Origin of the sequence: Lactococcus sp. LG1267 (genome assembly GCF_017309545.1) — a bacterium.
Classification (GTDB): domain Bacteria; phylum Bacillota; class Bacilli; order Lactobacillales; family Streptococcaceae; genus Lactococcus; species Lactococcus petauri.
This window is the reverse complement of record NZ_CP071295.1, coordinates 774,010-788,913: the sequence shown is the minus strand read 5'-3', so window position 1 is coordinate 788,913 and position 14,904 is coordinate 774,010. Positions and strand designations below refer to the sequence as shown.

The following is a 14,904-nucleotide window of genomic DNA, read 5'->3' as shown; positions in this document are numbered from 1 at the left end:
ATAATGGAAAAATAGTTGCTTTTTTATTTTTCCTAATGAGGCGCTTAGGCAAAGCTCCGTAGAGCTTGCCATCCATCAATTAGTGGTTTTAGCCACAAATGTTGGTAGCGAAACAAAAAAATAAGCTCCCTTTTGTAAGGGAGCTTCTGACTTTACCGCAAAAAGCGGTGCCCGAATATTATTCTATATGATTTTGATTTTTTTGTCAAGGTCCTAGATTTTATCTGGAGTAAAAAAGAGGATAAGAACATCTATCCTCCTTTTAGAAATTAGTGAATATCAGTAGGACTCGCGAGCAACTGGTTTCCCTCTGAGGTCATCTACTTCGACTTTAAATGTCATCTGCACCTCCCTCTTTATTGTTAAAAAACATTTTCTCACACTTTGTCCTTATTACCAACTGATATGCAAAATTTCCAGTGAGGTACTTATCCAGACTTTTACTTACTCATAACTTGCACGTTCCCCACCAATAAGCTTAGGACGTGATTTGAGAGCTGTGACATGCGCTCCGCCAAGTTCTTTCAAGAGAGGTCGCACAGGGATTTGGACATGCTTTACGTGCATTCCAATAGCTGTATCGCCAATATCGAGTCCAGCATATGCCGTGATATGCTCAACTTCTACTGGTGCCTTAAATAGCTTATAAGCTGCGACTTGTCCACTCCCTCCTGCATGAAGCTGTGGAACAACAGAAACGATTTCCAAATCTTTTTTGTCCGCCAATTCTTGCTCTACAAGTAAAGCACGGTTAAGGTGTTCACAAGCCTGGACAGCTAAATAAATATCCCGCGCCTTGAGTGCTTCGTAAATCGTTCCGACAATCACTTCGCCGATCTCAGCTGAGGAGTTCTTACCAATTGTACCGCCATTGACTTCGGAACTAGATAGGCCCAAGACAAAAATCTGTCCAGCTTTTATCTCTGTTTTTGCAATAACATCTTCAATAATTGTTTTTGTTTCTTCTTTAATTTGTTTTAAGTCCATGAAGAGCACCTGATTTCTTAAGAATTTCTGTAAGAAGCAAAGCAACGACAAAACCGACACTGGTTTGCACGGCATTGATTGCCATGTCTGGTAATGCCACGGCTAAACTTCCAACAATAAACATATCTGCTATAAAATAACCGCCGACCATAACCACAGTAGCCAACACGTAATTAAGTGCTTTATTTTTTGTTATAACACCTAAATAACCTTGGAGTCCATGAATGACTAAAGTAAAAAACATGTATGCCGCATATCCTGCAATAAAATCATTGAGAAATCCTGCTAGTGCACCAACAATTAGACCTTCACGTTTTCCAAGAAGCATTGCTGTCGTGAAAATACCCGCATCAAGCAAGGTAAAATAACCACCAGGAATAGGTATTTTGGTGAAATAGCCTAAGACAAATGTCAAGGCAGCTAACAAAGCCAACAGGGTTAATTTTTTAGTTGAGTACTTCATTGCTCCTGCTTTCTTTTACTTTTCAAAGTTTGCTCGAATTCTACTCCATAACGTTTGTCAGCAGACTTTGGTGTATTTTTTATTGATTTAACTACAAAGTCAACAGCTTCTCGTGTTGCTGCGGCTAAAGTTTTACCATTAGTTAACTCTGCAGATAAAACAGAACCGAAGATATCTCCAGTGCCATGATATGCACCTGGCAATTTTTCTGCCAAAACATAGTCAATCTGTCCGGTACTTCTTGCAGCCGCGGCTCCAATATATTTTTCATCAAGCATAACACCCGTCAAAACAACATTTTTTGCCCCACGTGCTTGTAATTTTTCAATGAGCATTTCAATAAATGCTTCTGACTGCACACCTTCTTGGTAAGGTGTTCCTGTTAAAAGGCACGCTTCTGTGATATTAGGCAAAAGAACATCTGCATAAGGCAAAAGTTCACCCATTTTTTCTACAAAGTGCATATCGAAAACACTATAAAGTTCCCCATGATCAGCCATGACTGGATCAATAATAGCCAGATTGTTCGCATCTTTATATATGTCAATCAAGTCTTTGAGCACGTCAATTTGTTCCGCAGAAGCCATAAAGCCACTATAAATTCCATCCATATGGAGATTTAATTCTTGCCAGGCTTGAATAATGTTGCGCATTTCATCTGTAAGGTCAAGATAAGTAAAGTTGGTAAAACCACCTGTATGTGTTGATAAAAGCGCTGTGGGCAATAGTCGACACTCTATGCCGTAAGCACTAATAATCGGAAGCGCCACTGTTGAGGAACAACGACCTACGCAAGAAATGTCATGTACAGCAACAATATTTTTAGTCAAAATAAATTACCTCCTTGAGATAGAGCCCTTCTGGGGCAGCAGTCGGACCTGCTAGGTCGCGATTTTTACTTTCTAAAATCTTTTTAATTTGCGAGACAGGCATCCGCCCATTTCCTATTTTAATCACAGTTCCCATCATATTACGAACTTGTTTATAAAGAAACCCATTGCCCCGAAAAATAAATTTATAGTTTTCATCGTCTAGTTTTACAAGCTCAGCTTGAGTTATCGTTCGTATCTTATCTTCAACTGTAGCACCAGCTGCTGTAAAGCCAGTAAAGTCATGTGTACCAACCAAATCTGCTAGAGCTTGTCGCATCAAATCTTCATCAAGTTGATAGCGAAAATGTGCACGATACAAACGGTGAAAAGGACTCCGAACTTTACTGTTTTCCAGAAAATACTCATAAATCTTTTCATGCTTGTTAAAGCGAACATGAAAATCCTCTTCAACTTGTATGACTTCACGAAAGGCAATATCTGATGGGGTTTGCGTGTCCAAAGCGAAACGTAAACGTTCCTCATCTCGCTGCCCTTGTAAGTCAAAATGAATACGTTGAGCATGCGCATGCACTCCCGAATCTGTACGTCCTGAGCCATGCAATATCACAGTCTGGTGAGAATTTAATTTTGTCAAAACTTTTTCAATCTCTTCTTGTACAGTCCGTTGATTATTTTGGGTTTGAAAACCTGCAAAATTTGTGCCATCATAAGCAATCGTTGCCATATATCTAGTCATGTTTATATTATAGCAAAATCAAGTATAGATTTGTCTAACCTAATTTAGAGTTTCCCTTATTCTGCAAACTTTCTACTCTATTTTGAAAACCCTTTAATGCGACCAACCTTGCATTATTTAGGTTAGAAGCTCTTTTACACAACTATGTTATGTGTCAATATAGAAGCCAAAAATGCCCACATACGTTTTGGAGTCACCCAAAGGAACCTTTTGCTAAGAAAGCCAGATGTTCTCATCATTACCATCATCAAAACTATACCAATGCAAGGTATTGTCTGAAAAAGACTGGCCCCTACTTCTTGCTTTGCGTTCTTTACTAACTTTTGAATAGACATTTTCTAGATTAGTATCAAAACGCGCTGCAAGTTCACTGGCTGTTCCACAATCTAAAAATGCTTCTCCTCTATAAACCGCATATAACTTTTTCATCGTCTTCCTCCTTAATCATTTTGATGCAAGTTGGCAAGCATTTTTTCTCTTTGCATCTTGCGCCGCATTCTACGTTTCTCCTTACTTTCATGCTTGCGTCGCTCTATTTCTAGCTTGAGCAGTTCCTCCTCAAAGGCTAATTCTTCCTGCTTGCTTTTCCTTTGCGATATTTTAACTCTTTCTTTAGCCCTAGAGACTTTTGTCTGGATTATTGTCATATCTTCTTCCTTTCTATACCTTTTTTCAACTCACATCTTTTATAGAACTTTTGTCTATCTCAATTTGACTTTTGTATACTAATAAGCTACAATTAATGTAGAATGAAAAACCTATTGATTGGTGTGTATATTCTCACTCACACATACCTTATAGGACTTCTTTATAAAAGTTGCAAATCTTCTTTACAAGAAACATTATAGCATATTGGTATAAAATATCAAACGAAAAATATACTAATATGCTACAAACAGATAAAGCTATTCTGAAAGGTTAATAAATTTGGATTTATACGAAAAAATAAAAAAGTTAGCGGCCCAAAAGCATGTATCCATCAGACAAATTGAAGAACATCTGGGGTATGGTAATGGAACAATACGCCGCTGGAGTAAACAAACACCTGGTGTTGATAAAGTAACAGCAGTCGCCAAATACTTTAATGTCAGTGTTGATTATCTCCTTGGACACCAAGAAAAAAGCAATCATCAAGAACCTATCGACCTTGCTCCTTTAGTAGACGAGAGTAAGGTTGACTGGGATGAATGGGTGTCTTTTGATGGCAAACCACTTACTGATGAAGTAAAAACGGCATTAAAACTTATTTTAGGTAAGCGTCTTGAAGACTAAATGGGGGCTCTATGAACGAACAGGAACTAATAGAGCGTATAATCCTTGAGATAGAAAAATATGGAATTGAAGTTATCGGGGACAACTATTTTCCATTGGATGCTGTCACACATAACAGAAAAAAGATTACTATTTTTAATCCGAAAACGGTCAAGGCCTTTAAGTTGTGCCATGAGTTAATGCACATTAAGAATAATGATCGCTATCGTCTTGGAGAATGTGATACAACCAGCCCTCAGGAGAAACGAACAAATAAAGAAGCTATCCTCTTCCTCTGGGATATCTTTGTGTCCGAAGGCGGAAATTTTGAACTCTTCCAAAAATTTATCGAAATTTCTGGTTGTCCATGTGACACTTCTTTTGCGCTACTCTGTAAAGTGAACGAGGAAGTGATACACGCATTAAACAAATCAGACAGCCGAACGAAAGATTTTAGCACGATGTCGCTCAAAGAATGTGTGATTGACTACATCTCACACTTTGATGTTGTTGAGCAAATCAATACTTATCAATTTCTTGAAGCCTATAATTTGCCTTATGAGGATTATGATGCTGCCGTCGAAATTTTTAAAAAGATTTTAAAGTTGGATTACGCGTGCTAACTTTGAACTAATGCGGAGTACGCCTTTCGATATATAGTATAAAATAAAGCACTTCCCATGAAGTGCTTTATTTTTTTAATTTAAAAAGCCATCTTTTAAGCTTTACTTTTAGAACAAAAAATGCCCCGCCACGAAGGCGGAGCGAGGTTTGGCACCATGATCCGAGGGGGATTCGAACCCTCGACCGTTCGCTTAGAAGGCGAATGCTCTATCCAGCTGAGCTATCGGACCAAAATAGACAAGTAGATTTTTACACTACTTGTCTAGTCTATCATATTTTTCTAATTGAAGCAATTATTGTCCTGTATAAGGATCAACATAAGTGGTTGTACCATCTGCACTCGCACCTCCCATTCCTGGGTCAGTTGTTCCATATGCTGCGCCATCGTCTACAGAAGCCCCATAAGGATCTGGGGTAGTTGCATCAGCCTGACTTTCTTCAGAAGATTTTGTTTTATCCGATGAAGTTGGCTTATCACTTGTCGCTGCGCTACCATCTGTCGCAACATAGGTAGCAGAATTGCTGCTGTCAAGATTTACAAAAGAACCATTGACATCAATACCATAAACAGTTGACTTGCCATTTTCTGTTACTGTTGCTGAAGGCATGAAATAGGCATCAGGTATATTACCAGTTAATGTTTCGTATGTAATTAAATTATTACTTAAACTATTGCCTGTCTCTTTTTTCAGAGAGTTTCGTAAAGCGTTTTGAACGGCTAAAGTCGTATTTGTAGATAACAGCTGATAAGAACCACCATCTCCTGGATTCATATAATCAATCCCTTGATATTGAATCGAAACTACTTTATTAAAACAATCTCTATAACCTAATAAAGAAGTTAAAGTTGAGCCATTGATTGGAATATTTGTTTTGATGTCTTCACTAATATCGTCCAAGAATTTTTGATATTGAGTGATATTGTTCAATGCCAAGAGCTTCGTCACAACTGCTGAAATAACTTCACGCTGGTGTGCTGCACGACCATAGTCTCCATTAGGTAAGTGATGGCGATCACGCGAATAAACCAGCGCTTGGTCTCCATTAATGTGTTGTTTACCTGGTGGAACTTTCGCAGTGTACTCCGGCTCTGTGTCAGAGATATAAAGAGTCTGCCCAGTTGTATTGTCAATATCAATACCGCCCACATCATTGACCAAGTTGACCAAGCCATCAAAGTTAATCATGAGGAAGTTATCAACATTAATACCAGCCTGTTCTCCGATTGTCTTCATGGCATATTGGACACCTGTTTCCAGCCCTCCTGCATTATACCCCATCGGATAAGCGGCATTCATCTTCTGTGTCGAAACAGTATTACCTTTATTATCCAAAATGTTTGACATGACATCTCGCTCAAGAGAAACCATCGTTGTTGTATTCGTTTTGGGATTAAGGGTCATAACGATCTGTGAGTCAGAGTTACCATCCCAGCTGGTTGATCCTCCGCGGTCAGCTCCTCCAGTATCGACACCCATGAGTAAAATTGTTAATGGCTCAGTCGCTTTGATAATTTTTCCCGCATCTGTGCTTCCAACTTCCGCATAGGTTTTCGAAAATGCTTTTGTTGTGCTATCTAAAACTGTCGAAACATAGACAGTGGCTGCTCCAGCCGTTAAGGCGATGATCCCAACGATCATCAACAGCGATTTTTTCCAAAGTTTCATAGTAAAATTATATCAAATTTCTACAAATAAACAACAGGAAATGAAAAAAGCAACCAGATAGGCTTCTTTTTTCCTATCTGATCACTCTTATTTCACTTAGAAAAATTTGACCATTTGATACACATCTATCAATTGTCCATGTTCATCGCGTGCGCCATATTTTTGGACTGTTTCAAGCTCAAAACCAAACTTTTCATATAAATGGATAGCTGCTTTGTTGCGTTTTTGAACAGTTAATTCAAGTCGCTTTATCACGTCCATCTCCTCAATCCATTCAAGGGCATCCTCAAATAAAAAAGAAGCAATACCATAAACTTGAAATTGTGAACTTACAGCAATAAAAATATCCCCAATATGGCGTATGCGATAGTGAAAATCTGCCGTAATATGTAGAACGCCAGCAATTTCTTGACCAATAAAGGCTAGAAAATAAGCGTTATTGTCCTTCGTAAGAATCTGTGTCAAGTAATCTTGCATCTGCGTGGGCGACATAAGAATTCCCGCCTCATCTAAAGTCAGAAAATGACTTTCTTTTCCTACCTGATTAAGAAAAGCAATAAGCTTTATGCTATCTTCAGGAGTTGCTTCACGAATCAGTAACTCTGTGCTCATAATTCTCCTAGTAGTGCCTCATAGCGTTGTCCATGTGGAAGAAGTTCTAAGACACGTTCAGCATCCGTTGCAAAGCCGTCTGCGTATTTATCAAATTTCACTTCTAAGTAGGATTCAGGTAGACTTTCTCCCAGTAGCTCGCCCCATTCAATAACAGATATGCCTTCACCAAAAAGATAATCGTCAAGGTCAAAGCTGTCAGGATCATCTCCTGCACGGTAAACATCCATATGATATAAAGGGAGCTTTCCTTCCTCGTATTCTCGTACAATGGTGTAAGTTGGGCTCTTAATCATCTGCGAAATTCCTAAGCCCACAGCTAAACCCTTCACAAAGGTTGTTTTACCTGCACCAAGCTCTCCTGTCAAAACAATAATATCTTGTGCCTGAAGAAGGCCACCTAAACGCTCTGCAAATGCGAGCATCTTTTCTTCATTAACTTTTAATTTCATAGCCTTATTATAGCACAACTCAACACGTGAAATTTAGTAATTAAATCCCGGAAAACGGAAGTGATTGTTTTTCGCTAAGTCTTGTGTGACTCTAGCAAAGTCTAAAGGAGTCTTGTCTTTGGCCATTGACTCCTTTCCTCTTTCATGCAGTATGTCTGGGAACAAAAAAAGATTCCTTACGAATCTTTTTCTTTTATAGTTTTACGCCAATTTCTTCTTTGACTACGTCAACTATTGTGTCAACAACTTCATTTACTTCTTCATCTGTTGGTGCTTCAGCCATAACACGGAGAAGTGGTTCTGTTCCACTTGGGCGGACAAGAATGCGGCCTTTGCCGTTCATTTTTTCTTCCATGGCCGTAATAACTTCACGTATAGCTGGAATATCCATTGCCCCTTCTTTAGCAGCGTTATTTGCTACACGAACATTTACAAGTTTTTGAGGATAAATTGTGACTTCAGCTGCTAGTTCTGATAATTTTTTACCTGTTTCACGCATGACTTTTACAAGTTGGATAGCTGAGAGTTGTCCATCACCGGTCGTATTGTAGTCCAAGAAGACCATATGACCTGACTGTTCACCGCCAAAATTGTAATTATTTTTACGCATTTCTTCCACAACATAGCGGTCACCTACAGCCGTTACTACGGAATTCATACCTGCTTCTTCCAATGCTAAATGAAAACCAAGATTAGACATTACAGTTGTAACTACGGTATCTTTTGCTAATTTCCCTTGCTCAAGGAGATACTTCCCAACGATGAACATAATTTTGTCACCATCAACGATATTGCCATTTTCATCTACTGCGATAAGACGATCCGCATCACCATCGAAAGCCAGACCAATGTCGCTTCCAGTTTCTACAACCGTATCTGCTGTTTTCTCTGGGTGTGTTGAACCAACACCGTCATTAATATTAAGTCCATTTGGATTTTCACCAATCACTGTGAGTTCGGCATTTAAATCAGCAAACACAGCACGCGCAGATGTATATGAAGCACCATTAGCTGTATCGAGTACAATTTTGTAACCTTCAAAATCGCCTTCAGCTGTTGTTTTCAAAAATGCTTGATATTTACGTACAGCTTCATTATAATCGTGTAAAATTCCCAAACCTTCAGCAGAAGGTCGTGGTAATTTATCTTCTTCAGCATCAATCAAAGCTTCGATTTCTAACTCTTTATCATCGTCAAGTTTAAAACCATCTGCTCCGAAGAACTTAATTCCGTTATCCAAGGCTGGATTATGGCTGGCAGAAATCATAACCCCTGCAGAGGCTTCTTCTTTACGGACCAAATAAGCCACTCCTGGTGTAGCAATAACACCCAAGTCATAAACCTCAATCCCTACTGATAACAGACCTGAAATAAGGCTTGTTGAAAGCATCTGACCCGAAATACGTGGATCACGTGCTACATACACTTTTGGTGTTCCGATTTCATGTTGGCTAAGAACATAGCCACCAAAGCGCCCAAGTTTAAAGGCCATTTCTGGCGTTAACTCTACATTTGCCTCTCCACGAACGCCATCTGTTCCAAAATATTTACCCATTTTATTCTTCTCTTTTCTTTTTTTACTTATTTATTTTTTTACTGGAGTCATTGTTACTTCTACTTGACTAGGTTTCACACTTGCTCCATCTGCCTGTATATCGACATTTACAGTCTCTTTTTCCGTAATATTAGATATGTTTACCGTCGCATCAACACTATTAATCTTATCTAGAGCACTTTGTTCTCCTGAAATGGTGACTGTCTTCTGAGAGAGAGACGTCTTCATGTCTGAAAGACTTTGGTCAAGTGTTCCCGTTTTCTTCACATTAACTGGGACTGTTTTTGACGGCTTTTCTACGCTCACTTTCATTTGCACTGTCGCCGGACTGATTTGTGCGGGAAGTAATTTTCCGTCAGCATCAACTGCATGCAAGGTAACCGTACCAGAGTAATCATCATTTAAGTATGCATCACTTGGTAAGGCCGCTTGGATGGCATGGATTTGTTTGATGCTTGTTTCCCCTGCTGTTACTTTGACTTTTTCTTGACTCAGCTTGATGTCATTAACTTTGAAACCATCTGGTAGCTGCGCTTGTTCAATCAAGGGTGTTACATTAAATTCAGCACTGGCTTTCTTTTCTAAGCGAACGGTCAAGGTTGTAGGTTCAATTTGTGCATTTATGCCATTAGGAAGTTGTTGGATACGTACGGGCATCGTCACTGTTCCTTCTTTTGCATTGGATAAATCCACCACAAGATAAAAGTTCCGAGAATCCGGGTTTTCTTCTGTATTAATCTGAACGCGATTGTAACTTGTCAGGTAGACATTAGCAGTATTATTATAACCACTGGCAAAATATTCATCTGAATTATACTTAATTTCAATTGGTACATTGGAAATAGTTGTCGTATAAACTTCTCCAGTTGTTGAGTTACCTTGATTTCTCAACGCAGCAGAGCTTGCATTAAAGAATAAAATTACTGCAAAGAAAATGGAAGCTAAGATTGTAAAAAGTTTTGAAGCGAAAAAATTATTTCTCATTATTTTTTGCCTCCTGTTTCTTCTGGTCCCAAAATAGCGATAAGTTTTTCATGGAACACTTCTTTTGAAATATCCGCGTACAACTCACCATTATAAGCGATAGATATTCCTCCTGTTTCTTCCGAAACAACAAGAACTAAAGCATCTGAAGATTCTGATAAACCTATAGCTGCACGATGTCGTGTCCCAAACTCTTTGGATATTCCCGTTTTCTCAGTTAAAGGAAGGTAGGCACTGGTTACAGCAATTTTATCATCTTGAATAATCACTGCCCCATCATGTAAAGGCGTATTCGGGATAAAGATATTGATGATTAATTCACTGGAGATATCTGCATCTAACCTTATCCCTGTGGAAGCATACTCACTCAGAGTTTGTGTTCGCTCAATAGCAATGAGTGCTCCAATTTTACGCTCAGACATATAGGCAAAAGATTTTTCATATGCCTCAATATAGCTATTGATAGACCGGTTGCGTCCACCGGATAACCGATTGGTCGTCCGACCTAATCCTTCCAAAGCTCTACGTATTTCTGGTTGAAAGATAATAACACCGGCAATCGCACCATAGGTAATTACTTGATTGAGTAGCCACTCTAAAGTGGTCAAACCGATCAAACCAGCAACTATTCTTATGAGAACAAAAATAATAACACCACGTACTAAGCTGACCAGCTTTGTGCCTTGTACAAAACGCATAGCTAAATAAAGAAAAAAGCTTACAATAGCGATATCGATGATTGAAATGAACACACGCCAAGGCGATTGGTTTAACTCCAATATTTTTTGCCAGAAGTCAAGATTAAAAATTTGACTAAAATCACTCACATACTGCCCTCCTCACTGACTTATTCTTTACTATTATACCAAAAATACATTTCTTTATGTTATCTCCCACATAAAGAAAAAGCGACTTACACTAAGTTGCCGCTTTTCTCTTTTTTATTTTGCTTGACGTGCAGCTTTTCGTGCAGCTCGTCTTGCCTCACGCTCAGGATCTACTGGGCGTTCTTTTCTTTCTCTTTTTTCACGAACTGGCTGCGCAGCTTTTTTATCCGAAGCTTTTGCTTCACGAGCAATAAATTTTTCGTAATCCCCTGACATTCGGGCATACCGTAAGAATTTTTTCTTCGCATCTGCCGCAGCTTTTGCATAAAGCAATTCTGCTTGCTCTGCATTGACCTTCATAAGATTGGCAAAGCGAGACTGTTTCACCAACAATTCTCTTACTTGTCCAAAATCTGGACGTTTAAAATCTAATGTCAGAGGATTTTTTCCAACTTCTTCAAGTGCTGGATTGTAGCGGTAAAGTTGCCAATATCCACTGTTTACTGCAGCTTTTGCTTCATCAAGCACCTTGCTCATTCCCTCATAGTTTCCATGTGTAATACATGGTGTATAGGCAATAATTAGAGAAGGGCCCTTATGTTTTTCCGCTTCATCAAAGGCTTTGATTGTTTGCATCATGTTTGCACCACTTGCGATTTGAGCGACATAAACATTGCCGTAAGTCATAGCCATAAAGCCAAGATCTTTCTTCGCAGCAACCTTTCCGCCAGAAGCAAACTGCGCAATCGCACTTGCCGGTGTACCTTTGGAAACCTGTCCACCTGTATTGGCATAAACTTCGTTATCCATAACGAGGATATTTACATCTGCACCGCTGGCAATAACGTGATCCAATCCACCAAATCCAATATCATAGGCCCAGCCATCGCCACCAAAAATCCACTGTGTAGGTTTTACAAATTGGTCTTTTTCATTATATATTTCTTGTAGCAGAGCTGAATTTTCTTTTTCCTCTTTAAGCACGGCTTTGAACTTTTCAGCACGTGCTCTTGTACCTTCAGAATCTTCCAGGTGCTCCAGCCAATCCTCAGCTAACTGTGCTAAGGTAGCCGACATTTCAGGTAGGGCTACCTTAACTTGTGCTGCAAGTTTTTGCCGTCTTGTTTGACTTGCAAACCACATGCCATAACCGTATTCAGCATTATCTTCAAAGAGCGAATTTGACCATGCTGGACCTTGCCCAACATTATTTGTGGCATAAGGGGCAGCCTGTGTCCCCCCATAAATAGAAGAACATCCTGTGGCATTGGAGATCATCATACGATCACCAAACATCTGTGTAAGCAGTTTGATATAAGGCGTTTCCCCACAGCCAGAACACGCACCAGAAAACTCAAAGAGTGGTTGGTTAAACTGTGTAGCAGCGACTGTACCAGAGCGTGCTGGATTTTCTTTTTGCTTAAGTGTCATCCCAAAAGCCCAGTTGATGGCTTGAGTTTTTTGACTTTCATAAGGTACCATTTTTAGGGCTTGCCCTTTTTTCGGACAAGCTTCCACGCAGAGTCCACAGCCTGTACAATCCTCTACGGAAACTTGAATCCGGTACTTCAGACCGTCTTTGCCACGGTAATCCATCACACTGAAGCCTTCTGGCGCCACATTCCATTCATCTTCATCTGCGAGGAAAGGACGAATGGCAGCATGTGGACAGACAAAAGAACATTCATTACATTGCGTACATACAGCGCCGTTCCATTCTGGAACTTCCAAAGCAATGCCTCGTTTTTCAAAGGCAGAAATCCCTAGCGGACTACTTCCTGCTGCTACATTGGTAGCCACATCCTGAACAGTTAATTGATCACCTTCAAAGGCATTGACCTTATCTAAAAAGTTGAAAACATAGCGTTTACGGGCTGTATCTGCCGGAGCGGCTTTGGTAACTTTTTCTTCTGTGTCAGCCCATGAGGTAGGTACTTTTACTTCATGTAAATGATGCAGGGCTGCTTCCATAGCTTGTAAATTTTGCTCTACAATCTTTGGCGATTTACGGGCATACTTCTGTGCATCCTCTTTAAGAATCGCATAGACCTTATCAAAGGGCATAATGTTGGTCAACTTAAAGAAAGCAACTTGCATGATGGTATTAATGCGTCGCCCCAAACCAGTGGTTTGTGCAATCTTAGCAGCATCGATTGTGTAGAAACGAATCGCATTTTTCGCAATATACTTTTTAAGCTGGGCAGGTAAATTTCGATCAAGTTGTTCATCTGTCCAGCTTGTATTGAGGAGGAAAATCCCGCCAGGGCGCAAGCCTTTTGTTAAATCATATTGGCGCACATAAGTTGTATTATGGCAGGCTACAAAGTCAGGATGCGAAATCATATACTCCGACTGAATAGGACTGTCACCAAAGCGCAAATGACTTACGGTCAGTCCACCTGATTTTTTCGAATCGTACTCAAAGGCACCTTGAACATATTTGTCCGTATGGTCACCGATGATTTTAATAGCAGCTTTATTCGCACCCACGGTCCCATCTGAACCAAAGCCCCAGAATTTTGCTTGATAAGTATCTGCTGAAGTGAGATCCAAGTTCCCTGTAAGCGGTAAGGAAAGATGAGTCTGATCATCATCTATACCGATAGTAAAGCTTTTCTTCACAGATTTATTTTTCAGCTGCTCGAAAACTGCCACGATGTGCTCTGGTCGCGTATCTTTACCACCTATACCGTAACGTCCACCAATAACAGAAATATTTTGCTCAAACAGCAAATCTTTAATATCGAGTAAAAGAGGCTCAGCATTACTTCCTGCTTCTTTTGTCCGGTCAAGTACGGCAAGTGAAGTCACCGTTTTAGGTAATTTTTCAAGAAAGTTTTCTGAGGGAAATGGACGGTAAAGATGGATATTCAAAAAGCCTACTTTGCGCCCTTGATGATTCAGGTAATCAACAGTTTGTTTAACTGTTCCGGCAACAGATCCCATACTTACAATAACTTCTTCGGCATCTGGTGCTCCATAGTAATCTACCAGATCATAGTCCGTCCCACGCAAGTGATTTATTTCCCGCATGTATTTTTGCACGAGTTGAGGAAGTTCCTCATAATATGGATTGACCGTTTCACGCTGTTGGAAATAGATATCAGCATTCTGATTGGTTCCTGACACAGTTGGATGGTCTGGATTCATCGCACGTTGACGGAAAGCACTTAATTTCTCTTGATTAATCAATTTTGCTAGGTCTTCGTAATCCAGAACATCAATTTTTTGGATTTCATGTGAGGTGCGAAAACCATCAAAGAAGTTTAAAAAGGGCACCGATGCTTCAATTGTTGTCAGGTGGGATACAGCTGACAAGTCCATAACTTCTTGGACGCTAGATGCTGCTAACATGGCAAAACCTGTGGAACGCGCTGCCATAACATCCGAATGATCGCCTGAGATATTCAGTGCACCTGTTGCAATAGCACGTGCTGCCACGTGGATAACCCCAGGAAGAAGTTCGCCTGCCATCTTATACATATTGGGCAACATCAGTAAAAGCCCCTGAGACGAGGTAAATGTTGTTGCTAGAGCTCCAGCTTTTATGGCACCATGCAAAGCTCCAGCAGCACCTGCTTCTGATTGCATCTCGCTCAGTTTAACAGGTTGTCCCCAAATATTTTTGCGGCCCGAAATCGACCAAGCATCTGTATAATCAGCCATTGGTGAACTTGGCGTAATGGGGTAAATCATTGCAATTTCAGAGAAAGCATACGCAACATGTGCGGCTGCCATATTCCCATCCATAGTTTTTTTCATGATAAAGTCCTTATGTAAAAGCATTTATTTGGTTTTTCATCAGAAAAAACGGTGTCATTTGTTTTTTCTGTGGAAATATTCCTGAAAATCCAAGAGCTCTTACGCTTAAATTTTTGACTACTTCTATTTTAGCACTTTTAATTATAGGCTC

Annotated in this window: 15 protein-coding genes and 1 tRNA gene; 2 read left to right on the top strand and 14 right to left on the bottom strand. The window is 39.8% G+C overall.

The annotated features are described in order from the left end of the window. Positions 1 to 444: 444 nt before the first annotated feature. The 6 genes from J0J33_RS03945 to J0J33_RS03920 all read right to left on the bottom strand — a co-directional run bounded on the left by J0J33_RS03945 (position 445) and on the right by J0J33_RS03920 (position 3,666). Positions 445 to 987: a TIGR01440 family protein gene (locus tag J0J33_RS03945; RefSeq protein WP_117516704.1), complete on the bottom strand. Its 543-nt coding sequence runs from the start codon at positions 985 to 987 to the stop codon at positions 445 to 447. Then, on the bottom strand, positions 968 to 1,450 hold the full coding sequence (locus J0J33_RS03940) for an ECF transporter S component (protein ID WP_019294173.1): 483 nt from the start codon (positions 1,448 to 1,450) through the stop codon (positions 968 to 970). The genes J0J33_RS03945 and J0J33_RS03940 overlap by 20 nt, the downstream gene beginning before the upstream one ends. Further along, positions 1,447 to 2,280 carry a pyridoxamine kinase gene (locus J0J33_RS03935; protein ID WP_019294174.1) on the bottom strand — a complete coding sequence of 278 codons (834 nt, stop codon included), beginning with the start codon at positions 2,278 to 2,280 and terminating at the stop codon, positions 1,447 to 1,449. Before J0J33_RS03935 ends, J0J33_RS03940 begins: the two co-directional genes overlap by 4 nt. Further along, positions 2,273 to 3,019 (bottom strand): tRNA pseudouridine(38-40) synthase TruA, encoded by a 747-nt coding sequence (truA, locus tag J0J33_RS03930; RefSeq protein WP_061413699.1) that lies wholly within the window; start codon positions 3,017 to 3,019, stop codon positions 2,273 to 2,275. The genes J0J33_RS03935 and truA overlap by 8 nt, the downstream gene beginning before the upstream one ends. A 213-nt stretch (positions 3,020 to 3,232) precedes the next feature. Then, the gene (locus J0J33_RS03925; RefSeq protein ID WP_019292650.1) at positions 3,233 to 3,448 is read right to left on the bottom strand and encodes a hypothetical protein; all 216 of its coding nucleotides are present in this window, start codon (positions 3,446 to 3,448) and stop codon (positions 3,233 to 3,235) included. Between the two features lie 11 nt (positions 3,449 to 3,459). Continuing rightward, positions 3,460 to 3,666: a hypothetical protein gene (locus J0J33_RS03920; RefSeq protein ID WP_061413701.1), complete on the bottom strand. Its 207-nt coding sequence runs from the start codon at positions 3,664 to 3,666 to the stop codon at positions 3,460 to 3,462. A gap of 280 nt (positions 3,667 to 3,946) precedes the next feature. On the opposite strand from J0J33_RS03920, the gene J0J33_RS03915 reads away from it, so the two are divergent. Beyond that, positions 3,947 to 4,291 (top strand): XRE family transcriptional regulator, encoded by a 345-nt coding sequence (locus tag J0J33_RS03915; protein WP_173816827.1) that lies wholly within the window; start codon positions 3,947 to 3,949, stop codon positions 4,289 to 4,291. Between the two features lie 11 nt (positions 4,292 to 4,302). Next, positions 4,303 to 4,893 carry a hypothetical protein gene (locus J0J33_RS03910; protein WP_019294176.1) on the top strand — a complete coding sequence of 197 codons (591 nt, stop codon included), beginning with the start codon at positions 4,303 to 4,305 and terminating at the stop codon, positions 4,891 to 4,893. 157 nt (positions 4,894 to 5,050) lie between these two features. Here J0J33_RS03910 and J0J33_RS03905 read toward each other — a convergent pair. The 8 genes from J0J33_RS03905 to nifJ all read right to left on the bottom strand — a co-directional run bounded on the left by J0J33_RS03905 (position 5,051) and on the right by nifJ (position 14,753). Next, positions 5,051 to 5,124, bottom strand: a tRNA-Arg gene (locus tag J0J33_RS03905). Positions 5,125 to 5,187: 63 nt separating this feature from the next. Further along, positions 5,188 to 6,561, bottom strand: coding sequence for an LCP family protein (locus tag J0J33_RS03900; RefSeq protein WP_046401076.1), 1,374 nt, complete (start codon positions 6,559 to 6,561; stop codon positions 5,188 to 5,190). 96 nt (positions 6,562 to 6,657) lie between these two features. Continuing rightward, a complete protein-coding gene (locus tag J0J33_RS03895; protein WP_206921789.1) occupies positions 6,658 to 7,173 on the bottom strand; it encodes a GNAT family N-acetyltransferase in 516 nt (171 codons plus the stop codon). Then, positions 7,170 to 7,625 (bottom strand): tRNA (adenosine(37)-N6)-threonylcarbamoyltransferase complex ATPase subunit type 1 TsaE, encoded by a 456-nt coding sequence (gene tsaE, locus J0J33_RS03890; RefSeq protein WP_019292885.1) that lies wholly within the window; start codon positions 7,623 to 7,625, stop codon positions 7,170 to 7,172. The genes J0J33_RS03895 and tsaE overlap by 4 nt, the downstream gene beginning before the upstream one ends. A 193-nt stretch (positions 7,626 to 7,818) precedes the next feature. Next, complete coding sequence (gene glmM / locus J0J33_RS03885; RefSeq protein ID WP_019292887.1) at positions 7,819 to 9,180, bottom strand: phosphoglucosamine mutase; 1,362 nt, start codon at positions 9,178 to 9,180, stop codon at positions 7,819 to 7,821. Between the two features lie 30 nt (positions 9,181 to 9,210). Beyond that, a complete protein-coding gene (locus J0J33_RS03880; protein WP_019293423.1) occupies positions 9,211 to 10,164 on the bottom strand; it encodes a YbbR-like domain-containing protein in 954 nt (317 codons plus the stop codon). Further along, positions 10,164 to 10,991 (bottom strand): diadenylate cyclase CdaA, encoded by an 828-nt coding sequence (cdaA, locus tag J0J33_RS03875; RefSeq protein WP_019292889.1) that lies wholly within the window; start codon positions 10,989 to 10,991, stop codon positions 10,164 to 10,166. Before cdaA ends, J0J33_RS03880 begins: the two co-directional genes overlap by 1 nt. A gap of 114 nt (positions 10,992 to 11,105) precedes the next feature. Continuing rightward, positions 11,106 to 14,753, bottom strand: a complete 3,648-nt coding sequence (gene nifJ, locus J0J33_RS03870) for a pyruvate:ferredoxin (flavodoxin) oxidoreductase (protein ID WP_206921788.1) — start codon at positions 14,751 to 14,753, stop codon at positions 11,106 to 11,108. Positions 14,754 to 14,904 lie beyond the last annotated feature (151 nt).

Excerpts from the sequence above, each read along its gene's own strand:
- J0J33_RS03945 (WP_117516704.1), bottom strand. The coding sequence starts at position 987 with ATGGACTTAAAACAAATTAAAGAAGAAACAAAAACAATTATTGAAGAT.
- J0J33_RS03940 (WP_019294173.1), bottom strand. The coding sequence starts at position 1,450 with ATGAAGTACTCAACTAAAAAATTAACCCTGTTGGCTTTGTTAGCTGCC.
- truA (WP_061413699.1), bottom strand. The coding sequence starts at position 3,019 with ATGACTAGATATATGGCAACGATTGCTTATGATGGCACAAATTTTGCA.
- J0J33_RS03925 (WP_019292650.1), bottom strand. The coding sequence starts at position 3,448 with ATGAAAAAGTTATATGCGGTTTATAGAGGAGAAGCATTTTTAGATTGT.
- J0J33_RS03920 (WP_061413701.1), bottom strand. The coding sequence starts at position 3,666 with ATGACAATAATCCAGACAAAAGTCTCTAGGGCTAAAGAAAGAGTTAAA.
- J0J33_RS03910 (WP_019294176.1), top strand. The coding sequence starts at position 4,303 with ATGAACGAACAGGAACTAATAGAGCGTATAATCCTTGAGATAGAAAAA.
- J0J33_RS03900 (WP_046401076.1), bottom strand. The coding sequence starts at position 6,561 with ATGAAACTTTGGAAAAAATCGCTGTTGATGATCGTTGGGATCATCGCC.
- J0J33_RS03895 (WP_206921789.1), bottom strand. The coding sequence starts at position 7,173 with ATGAGCACAGAGTTACTGATTCGTGAAGCAACTCCTGAAGATAGCATA.
- tsaE (WP_019292885.1), bottom strand. The coding sequence starts at position 7,625 with ATGAAATTAAAAGTTAATGAAGAAAAGATGCTCGCATTTGCAGAGCGT.
- glmM (WP_019292887.1), bottom strand. The coding sequence starts at position 9,180 with ATGGGTAAATATTTTGGAACAGATGGCGTTCGTGGAGAGGCAAATGTA.
- J0J33_RS03880 (WP_019293423.1), bottom strand. The coding sequence starts at position 10,164 with ATGAGAAATAATTTTTTCGCTTCAAAACTTTTTACAATCTTAGCTTCC.
- nifJ (WP_206921788.1), bottom strand. The coding sequence starts at position 14,753 with ATGAAAAAAACTATGGATGGGAATATGGCAGCCGCACATGTTGCGTAT.